The organism is Agreia sp. (assembly GCF_964263775.1).
GTDB lineage: Bacteria > Actinomycetota > Actinomycetes > Actinomycetales > Microbacteriaceae > Agreia.
This window is the reverse complement of sequence record NZ_CAXVWM010000169.1, coordinates 1-8,624: the sequence shown is the minus strand read 5'-3', so window position 1 is coordinate 8,624 and position 8,624 is coordinate 1. Positions and strand designations below refer to the sequence as shown.

Annotated in this window: 11 protein-coding genes; 6 read left to right on the top strand and 5 right to left on the bottom strand. The window is 65.6% G+C overall.

From position 1 onward, the window contains the following. The coding region (locus ACE5CZ_RS12300) for a hypothetical protein (protein ID WP_374947617.1) at positions 1-214 on the top strand (214 nt) is incomplete at its 5' end. A gap of 173 nt (positions 215-387) precedes the next feature. Here the strand turns inward: ACE5CZ_RS12300 and ACE5CZ_RS12295 are convergent. The 3 genes from ACE5CZ_RS12295 to msrB form a co-directional block, all read right to left on the bottom strand. Next, complete coding sequence (locus ACE5CZ_RS12295) at positions 388-1,593, bottom strand: MFS transporter (RefSeq protein ID WP_374947620.1); 1,206 nt, start codon at positions 1,591-1,593, stop codon at positions 388-390. A 153-nt stretch (positions 1,594-1,746) separates the two neighbouring features. After that, complete coding sequence (locus ACE5CZ_RS12290) at positions 1,747-2,295, bottom strand: nitroreductase family protein (RefSeq protein ID WP_374947616.1); 549 nt, start codon at positions 2,293-2,295, stop codon at positions 1,747-1,749. Positions 2,296-2,298: 3 nt separating this feature from the next. After that, on the bottom strand, positions 2,299-2,700 hold the full coding sequence (gene msrB, locus ACE5CZ_RS12285; RefSeq protein WP_374947615.1) for a peptide-methionine (R)-S-oxide reductase MsrB: 402 nt from the start codon (positions 2,698-2,700) through the stop codon (positions 2,299-2,301). A gap of 83 nt (positions 2,701-2,783) precedes the next feature. On the opposite strand from msrB, the gene ACE5CZ_RS12280 reads away from it, so the two are divergent. The 5 genes from ACE5CZ_RS12280 to groL all read left to right on the top strand — a co-directional run bounded on the left by ACE5CZ_RS12280 (position 2,784) and on the right by groL (position 6,436). Continuing rightward, on the top strand, positions 2,784-3,254 hold the full coding sequence (locus ACE5CZ_RS12280; protein ID WP_374947614.1) for a GNAT family N-acetyltransferase: 471 nt from the start codon (positions 2,784-2,786) through the stop codon (positions 3,252-3,254). A 136-nt stretch (positions 3,255-3,390) separates the two neighbouring features. Next, complete coding sequence (locus tag ACE5CZ_RS12275) at positions 3,391-3,660, top strand: DUF3263 domain-containing protein (protein WP_374947619.1); 270 nt, start codon at positions 3,391-3,393, stop codon at positions 3,658-3,660. A 17-nt stretch (positions 3,661-3,677) separates the two neighbouring features. After that, positions 3,678-4,310, top strand: coding sequence for a LytR C-terminal domain-containing protein (locus tag ACE5CZ_RS12270; protein WP_374947613.1), 633 nt, complete (start codon positions 3,678-3,680; stop codon positions 4,308-4,310). A 182-nt stretch (positions 4,311-4,492) separates the two neighbouring features. After that, a complete protein-coding gene (locus tag ACE5CZ_RS12265; protein ID WP_374947612.1) occupies positions 4,493-4,696 on the top strand; it encodes a cold-shock protein in 204 nt (67 codons plus the stop codon). A 120-nt stretch (positions 4,697-4,816) separates the two neighbouring features. Further along, on the top strand, positions 4,817-6,436 hold the full coding sequence (gene groL, locus ACE5CZ_RS12260) for a chaperonin GroEL (RefSeq protein ID WP_374947611.1): 1,620 nt from the start codon (positions 4,817-4,819) through the stop codon (positions 6,434-6,436). Between the two features lie 67 nt (positions 6,437-6,503). Here groL and ACE5CZ_RS12255 read toward each other — a convergent pair whose 3' ends face one another. Next, a complete protein-coding gene (locus tag ACE5CZ_RS12255; RefSeq protein WP_374947610.1) occupies positions 6,504-6,794 on the bottom strand; it encodes a WXG100 family type VII secretion target in 291 nt (96 codons plus the stop codon). A gap of 85 nt (positions 6,795-6,879) precedes the next feature. After that, on the bottom strand, positions 6,880-8,616 hold the full coding sequence (locus ACE5CZ_RS12250) for a sensor histidine kinase (RefSeq protein ID WP_374947618.1): 1,737 nt from the start codon (positions 8,614-8,616) through the stop codon (positions 6,880-6,882). Positions 8,617-8,624 lie beyond the last annotated feature (8 nt).

Here is an 8,624-nt window from a genome sequence, read left to right as displayed (position 1 = left end):
AATGCGATTTGTCGGGCTGGAGCCGCTGCCGGAGGGAGTCGAACAAGCATGCCTCAAATCCGACTTAGACGAGATTGTCGCTGTCGTTCGGGCGAAGCCGGACGAGCTGCAACTAGTGGTTTCGCGGCTCGGCGACACGCTCAAGACTCTGCTTCTCGAAACTGCCCTGCGGCGCCTCGCGTTTCCGGCGAATGACGTCAATAATTTCGACTAATGCTTTCCAATTCCGACTCATTGACGGCTATCAAATTTCCTAAGTTGAGTCGAATTTGACCATCGCGTCAAAAGCGGGGGGGGGTGCGGGTTAAAGTCCCGCCGCCGGCCCCGAAGCCAGAAGCCCCTCGGAATCTCATGGATCCGGGGGGCTTCTCGCCGTCTGCGGCGCGCTCAGGCGCGACGGGACCTGCGGCGGTCGACACCGAGCGAGACGAGCAGGATGCCCACACCCGCGATCGACAGACAGATGCCCACCCAGGCCGGCGCGATGTATCCGAAGCCCGCGGCGATGACGACGCCGCCCAGGAACGCGCCGAGGGAGTTGCCGAGGTTGAGGGCCGAGTGGTTGAGCGCCGCCGCGATCGACTGGGAGTCGTGCGCGACATCCATGAGCCTGGCCTGGATCGTGGGCGATGCGGCAGAGACGAACGCGCCGAGAAAGAAGATCGAGATGAACAGGCCGACGGCACTGGCCGCGCTGAGGCCGAAAGCCAGGCACGCGAGGCCGATGCCGGGCAAGAAGATGAGCAGCGCCCGCGCGACCGACTTGTCGGCCGCCCATCCGCCGATGAAGTTTCCGATGGTCATGCCCACGCCGAACGTCACGAGTACGAAAGGCACGACGCCGGCACCGAGGCCGGTGACGTCGGTCACGACCGGGGCGATATAGCTGTAAATGGCGAACATGCCGCCGAAGCCGATCGATGCCATGGCGAGTGTGAGCCAGATCTGCAGGCGAGAGAACGCCCTGAGCTCGTTGCGAAGCGTGCTTTCGGGATTGCCCGCCTGGAACGGGACGGTCGCGAGGATGGCGATGAGGGTGGCCGCGAAGATCACGGTCACGAGCCAGAACGCGCTGCGCCAGCCGAAGCTCTGGCCGAGGTAGGTGCCCACCGGCACGCCGACCACGTTGGCGATCGTCAGGCCGGAGAGCACGACGGCGACCCCGCGGGCACGCATTCCCGGGCCCATGAGGGTTGCGGCGACGAGAGACGCGATGCCGAAGTAGGCGCCGTGGGGGAGGCCCGACACGAAGCGGGCGGCGAGGATCCAGCCGAATGACGGCAGAATCGCGGTGGCGAGGTTGCCGATCACGAAACAGGCGACGAGCACGGTGAGGAGGCGCTTTCGGGGCCATCGAGCCGCGGCGGCTGCGATGGTGGGAGCTCCGACGACGACGCCCAGGGCATAGGCCGAGATCAGGTGTCCGGCGGTGGCGTTGGCGTCGGCCTGATCGAATGCGTACAACCCCGGAAGCAGATCCTGCGCGATATTCGGCAGCAGTCCCATCGAGACGAACTCGGTGACCCCGATGCCGAAGCCTCCGAGAGCGAGGGCCAGCAGCGCGAACCAGCGGCGCCGGGGGGAGTAGCGCAGGTGTCCGACGGCGTCGGCATCACCGACGGCCGCCTGGTCGAGCACCGAGACGTCTGCTCGGATGGTCTGGGGATTCGCGCCGAGTTCTGTCACAAGGACTCGAGCCTAGCCCCCGTTAGGGCAAGCGTCGAATCGATTCGAGGGTACCTTCGATCAGAGCGAGCTGACATGCCTCGATACCTCGATGCGCGATCGGCGCGACTGCCGGGGCCTGTCGGGATAGCGGCCCACGTAGATCCAGCCGAGCATCCGCTCATCGGGCTCGAGGCGATGGGCGATCCGCACCGCCTCGCTGCGCGTGTGGATGCCCGTGCGCCACATCGCCCCGTAGCCGCGCTCGTGCAACAGCAGGCTGAGCGCGTGGGCGATCCCGGATGCGACCGCCTCCTGCTCCCAGACCGCAACCTTGACGCTGGGCCGGGGAGAGACGATCACCGCAAGCAGCAGCGGCGCGCGGTAGGACTTGCGGATGCTCTTCTCGGCGTCGTGTCCGTGCAGGCCGGACGCGGCGGCGAGGCTTTCGCCGACGATGCGTCGGGACTCTCCTCGGATCTCGAGGATGCGCCACGGCGTCAGCCCTGAATGGTCGGCGACCTGCCCGGCGGCCTCGACCAGTTCGAGGATCTCGTCGTGGTTCGGTGCCTCATCGGTGACCTTCGAGCTCGAGCGTCGCTCGTGCATGGCCTCGAAGACGGACGCCACCTGTTACTCGGCCGCGTCGAACTCGAGCGAGATCGAGTTCATGCAGTAGCGGTCGCCGGTGGGCGTCTGGGGTGCATCGTCGAAGACGTGTCCGAGGTGCGACCCGCACGCGGCGCACCTCACCTCGGTGCGAACCATGCTCAGCGTGGAGTCCGTGATCAGTTCGACGGCGTCGGTCGTCGAGGGGTCGTAGAAACTCGGCCAGCCGCAGTGGGAGTCGAACTTCGTGGTGCTGCGGAACAATTCGGCGCTGCACGCCTTGCATCGGTAGATGCCCTCGCGGCCCTCATCGAGCAGCTCTCCGGTCCAGGGCCGCTCCGTCGCGGCCTGGCGCAGTACTGCATACTCGTCGGCCGACAACTCCGCGCGCCAGTCGTCGTCGCTTTTCTGAACGGCGTAATCCATCGACACGACACTCCTTCTCCGCCCGGTCGCGGCTCCGCGACCACCTGGGGCTCACCTCCATCATCACAGTAAACTTGGCGCCCGTGCCCCCCGAATCCCATGCCACAATCGTGCAGAAGACGTGGAACGAGCTGACCACCGGCGAGCTCTACGAGATTCTCAAGCTGCGCACCGACGTCTTCTTCGTCGAGCAGAAGGTCGACGAGAGCGAGCTCGATCGTCGTGACACGGAGGCGACCACCGAGCATCTCTGGATCGCGGGAGAGAACGGCGATGTCGCCGCCTACCTGCGGGTTCTGCGAGACGACGTGCCGGAATATGCAGACGCGTTCCGTCTGCCGGGCCGTGTCGTCGTCGGCTCCGCTTATCGAGGGCGCGGCCTCGCGCAGCTTCTGCTCGCCCGGGTCGTCGAACTCCACGGCTCCGAGTCGCTGCTGCTGCATTCCCAGAGCTACATCACGGGCCTGTATGAGGCGTTCGGTTTCGTCGCCGTGGGCGAGGAGTTCGTCGAAGCGGGCATCCCGCATCGCACGATGTACCGGGCCGGGCGATAGGCATCGCGGCATGCCCGCCTCATTCGGCTGATCCAGAGGGTGCCGCCCATAGGATGTTGACGATCGGGGGCCGGATGGCTTTCGGGCAGAAGAGGGAGGTCGTGTGGGCGCCGCGAAGAATCTCGATGCGCAGCGGATGGGCGACGGCACTCTGCCGGCCTTGAGTGCCCGCGACGTCGCGATTTTGGCGTTCGAACGCACCTGGTGGAAGCATGCCGGTGTCAAGGAGCAGGCCATCCGCGACGAGTTCGCGCTCTCTGCCGCCCGCTACTATCAACTGCTGGGGGCCCTCATCGACTCGCCGGCCGCCCTCGCTCACGATCCCATGCTCATCAAGAGGCTGCACCGCGTGCGGGATGCCCGGACGACGGCACGAACAGAGCGCCTCACGTCACTCGACGACTAGAACCCGAGACCACAACCATGGCCAAGCCTCCCTCAGATCGCTTCGACACCATCCCGGCAGACCTGCACCGAACCGGGGCCCACCGCGGCCCGCGGCGCAGGGGCCGGGGGTGGATCGCGTTCGCCTGGGCTGCGCTCGCGACCGGCGTGATCGTTGCGGGCGGAGTGATCGGCCTCGCGATCATCAACGACAATCTCAAGTTCACCGGCATCCTGGGCGGCACGACGGCCTCGTCGTCGACGCCGGCCCCCGAATCCACGCCCACGATCACGCCGACCGTCGATCCGGCCCTCACGGTCACCGTGCTCAATGGAACCGAGACCTCGGGTCTCGCGGCGAGTGTCGGAGAGTCGCTGCGCGAAGCCGGATGGGCCGGCGTCGGCTCGACCGCCAACGCGAGTGCCACCGACTTCACGACGACCACGGTCTACTACGTCGACCCCGCGAACGAGGCCGCCGCACTCGGCCTGGCCGACTCGCTCTTCGCCGAAGCGACGGCCGACGCGGCGACGAACGGCGTCACCCTCTCGATCACGGCGATCAGGGTCGAGCGGTCCGATCAATTCCAGGGCGCCAGCCTCACGGTGGTGCTGGGCGCCGACTTCCTCGAGCCTTCCGCCGACGGCACGGCGGACGAGCCCGCGCAGTAGGCGCGACGGGCCGCGTTCGGCCCTATATTTCGGCGATGTTTCGACCGTGAAAAAAGGCGGAAACGGATGGCGCGTTTCGCCGTCTGCGCCCGCAACCCGGCGACCGTGCTGATTAGTATCGGCCATGGTCGCCCGTTCCTCGGGCGGCTGACAGACATACGCATTCGGCAATGGGAGTGACAATGGCGAACGGAACCGTGAAGTGGTTCAACGCTGAAAAGGGCTACGGATTCATCACCGTCGATGAGGGGGGACAGGACGTCTTCGTTCATTACTCGGCGATAGAGATGGGCGGCTACAAGGTGCTCGAAGAGGGCCAGCAGGTCGTCTTCGAGGTCGGCACCGGAGCGAAGGGGCCCCAGGCCGAAGCCGTCCGGCCTGCCTAGCCCTCCCAACGCTCCTTGCCGCAGCTTGCACTCGCCTGCCCAGAGTGCCAATATTGTCTTAGCACTCTCTCCAATGGAGTGCTAATTCTTTGATTGTCTCCGGGAGGGACAGAAACACTTATGGCAAAGATCATTGCTTTCGATGAAGAGGCCCGTCGTGGCCTCGAGCGTGGACTGAACATTCTGGCCGACGCCGTCAAGGTCACACTCGGCCCGCGCGGTCGCAACGTCGTCCTCGAGAAGAAGTGGGGCGCTCCCACCATCACGAACGACGGCGTCTCGATCGCGAAAGAGATCGAACTCGACGACCCGTACGAGAAGATCGGTGCTGAGCTCGTCAAGGAGGTCGCCAAGAAGACCGACGACGTCGCTGGCGACGGAACGACCACGGCAACCGTGCTCGCTCAGGCGCTCGTTCGCGAAGGCCTGCGCAACGTCGCGGCCGGCGCCGACCCCATCACCCTGAAGCGCGGCATCGAGAAGGCCGTCGCCGCTGTGACCGCCGAGCTCGTCGCCAACGCGAAAGAGATCGAGACGAAAGAAGAGATCGCCGCGACCGCGTCCATCTCTGCCGGAGACCCCGAGATCGGCGCGCTGATCGCCGAGGCCATCGACAAGGTCGGCAAAGAGGGCGTCGTCACCGTCGAGGAGTCGAACACGTTCGGCACCGAGCTCGAACTCACCGAGGGCATGCGCTTCGACAAGGGTTACCTGTCGCAGTACTTCGTCACCGACCCCGACCGCCAGGAAGCCGTCTTCGAAGACCCCTACATCCTGATCGTCAACAGCAAGGTCTCGAATATCAAAGACCTGCTGCCGATCGTCGACAAGGTGATCCAGAGCGGCAAGCAGCTGCTCATCATCGCCGAAGACGTCGACGGCGAGGCCCTGGCCACGCTCGTGGTCAACAAGATCCGCGGCATCTTCAAGTCGGTCGCTGTCAAGGCACCGGGCTTCGGCGACCGTCGCAAGGCGCAGCTTCAAGACATCGCCATTCTCACCGGCGGACAGGTCATCTCTGAAGAGGTCGGCCTCAAGCTCGAGAACGTGACCCTCGACCTGCTGGGCAAGGCTCGCAAGGTCGTCATCACGAAAGACGAGACGACGATCGTCGAGGGTGCCGGCGACGCCGATGCCATCGCCGGACGCGTTCAGCAGATCCGCAACGAGATCGAGAACACCGACAGCGACTACGATCGCGAGAAGCTGCAGGAGCGTCTCGCGAAGCTCGCCGGTGGGGTCGCCGTCATCAAGGCCGGAGCCGCGACCGAGGTCGAGCTCAAAGAGCGCAAGCACCGCATCGAAGACGCCGTGCGCAACGCCAAGGCAGCCGTCGAAGAGGGCATCGTCGCCGGTGGTGGCGTCGCTCTCATCCAGGCCGGCAAGACCGCTTTCGAGAAGCTCGAGCTCACGGGCGACGAGGCGACCGGGGCGAACATCGTCAAGGTAGCCATTGACGCACCGCTCAAGCAGATCGCTCAGAACGCCGGTCTCGAGCCGGGTGTTGTTGCCGAGAAGGTTCGCAACCTGCCCGTCGGACACGGACTCAACGCGGCGACCGGCGAGTACGTCGACATGCTGGCCGCCGGCATCAACGACCCGGTGAAGGTCACGCGCTCCGCGCTGGTCAACGCCGCGTCGATCGCTGGTCTGTTCCTCACCACCTCGGTGGTCGTTGCAGACAAGCCCGAGAAGGTCGCGGCTCCGGCCGGCGACCCGACGGGTGGCATGGACTTCTAGTCCCGGACCAGACGACACACAAGCGGGCGGCTCCTTCGGGAGTCGCCCGCTTCGTCTTTGCTGCGTGCTACACAGAAAACATGCGCATGTTCTGCAGCTCGACATCGGCGTAGGTCTGTGCCGCCGCGGAGAGCGCCTGCGTGATCGAGGCGAGACTCTCTTCGACCCGGGTCTGGGTGCCGCGCCAATCGAGCACGACCGCCTGAAAGGCCACGGCCGCCTGGCCGGTCCAGCTGCCTTCGAGCGAGGTCAGCTGCCCGTGCATCGCCGCGACATCGGCCTGGATGCGATCGATCGTGCTTCGGATGGACGAGGCGCCGGCGCTGACGGCCTCGCTATCGACCTGGTACTGGCTCATGATGAATGCCTGCTCTTTCGTCTCTGCTGCGGTGACGCCGATCGATCGATCGGCAGCTGCAACGGTAGGCGCGAGAGCGCTTCGCTCAAGAGGCCGAGTCGGCAACTGTGGATGATTCGGCGGAAGCCTGCTCGATGAGGAGCGGAAGAGCCACGCGGAACGTGGCGCCGCCGCCGTCGGTCTCGAGGGCTCGCACCGTTCCGCCGTGGGCGGCGACGATCGATGACACGATGGCGAGACCGAGTCCGCTGCCACCCGTCTCGCGCGTGCGCGAACTGTCGGCTCTCCAGAAGCGCTGAAAGATCTTCTCGCGGATCTGGGGAGGTATTCCCTCACCGTGGTCGATCACGTCGACCGTGGCCAGCCTGTTCGCCTCGTCGACGCTGACGGCGAGTTCGATCGGGCTGTCATTCGATGTGAAGCGCAGTGCATTGCCGATGAGATTGGCGAGCACCTGGCGAATCTTGTTCTCTTCGGCCATCACCAGCGGCTGGATGATGTTCTCGTCGTCTGTGTGCTCGAGCGGGAACGAGGGCGTCACGGTTGCGGGCACGACCACGGCCTTCGGGGGAACGGTCGCCGGGGGAACCGGGCGTCCGCTGCGGCGGCGCAGCCGCGAGAAGGCAGATGAGAAGGGAATCGACCCCGTGGCCGACTGATCGGGCACCGCCGACGTGTCGCCCGCATCCGGCTGGTCTTCGGGTGTCACGGCGACGGCCGGGTTGAAGGTGATGACGGGGTCGGACGGCCTGGAGGTCGAGACGCGGATGACGCGCCCCGGGCTCGACGCGCGGGCGTCGAGGGCCGCGTCCATGGCTATGGGGGTGAGATTCACCGGGCTGAGCTTCAGGGGTTTGGTCTCGTCGAGTCGCGCCAGTTCGAGCAGGTCTTCGACGAGTGAGCCCATGCGGATGGCCTCCTTCTCGATTCGATCCATGGCCTGGCTCACGTCGTCGGGGGTCTGCAGGGCCCCCATGCGATAGAGCTCGGCGTACCCGCGAACAGAGACCAGGGGAGTGCGCAGCTCGTGACTGGCGTCGCCCACGAATCGGCGCATCTGTTCGATGGTTCGTGCCCGGTCGTCGAACGCCCTGTCTATGCGGCTCAGCATGGTGTTGAGCGATCTGTTGAGCCTGCCGACTTCTGTGTTGGGGGTCTCGACCGCCATCCGCTGGCTGAAGTCCCCGCCGTCGGCGATGGCCGCGGCCGTGCGTTCGACCTGTCGCAGGGGCCCGAAGGTGCTGGTGACGAGAAGCCGGGTGAGCATGGCGCCGAGGACGACGACGCCGATGCCGAACGCCAGAAAGATCGAGAGATAGGTGGTGGTGGTGTTCTCGGTGGCTTCGAGGGACTGGGCGATCACGAGTGTGTTGTTCGTGCCGTAGTCGTCGACCGTGAGCACCAGCGCGACGGCAAGCCAGTCAGACGAACCCTTCGTGCTGTGCAGCGTGAAGCGGGCATCCGCCAGGGTCGTCGCCATCGACATGTCGATGCCCGTCACCGCTGGAGACGGAACGCCGGCTGCAGCGGCCTCATTCGTGACGATGGGCTGGCCGTCGGAGTCGAGGAGGGCCACGAAAAACGTGTTCGGAGCTGCACGCACGTCTTCGAGGGCGAAGCTGTACTTGCGCGCGTCGGGGCCGAGCACGGAGGTGGGCTCCGCGTAGGCGCTCTTCAGACGGTCGTCGACCTGGTTCAACAGATAGGTGCGCAGCACGGTCATTGTGCCGATGCCCGACACGATGAGCCCGAACGTGAGCATCAGCACGGTCACGCCGGTGATCTTGTTGCGCAGGGAGATCGCGTTCCAGCGCGTGAGGATTGTGTGCT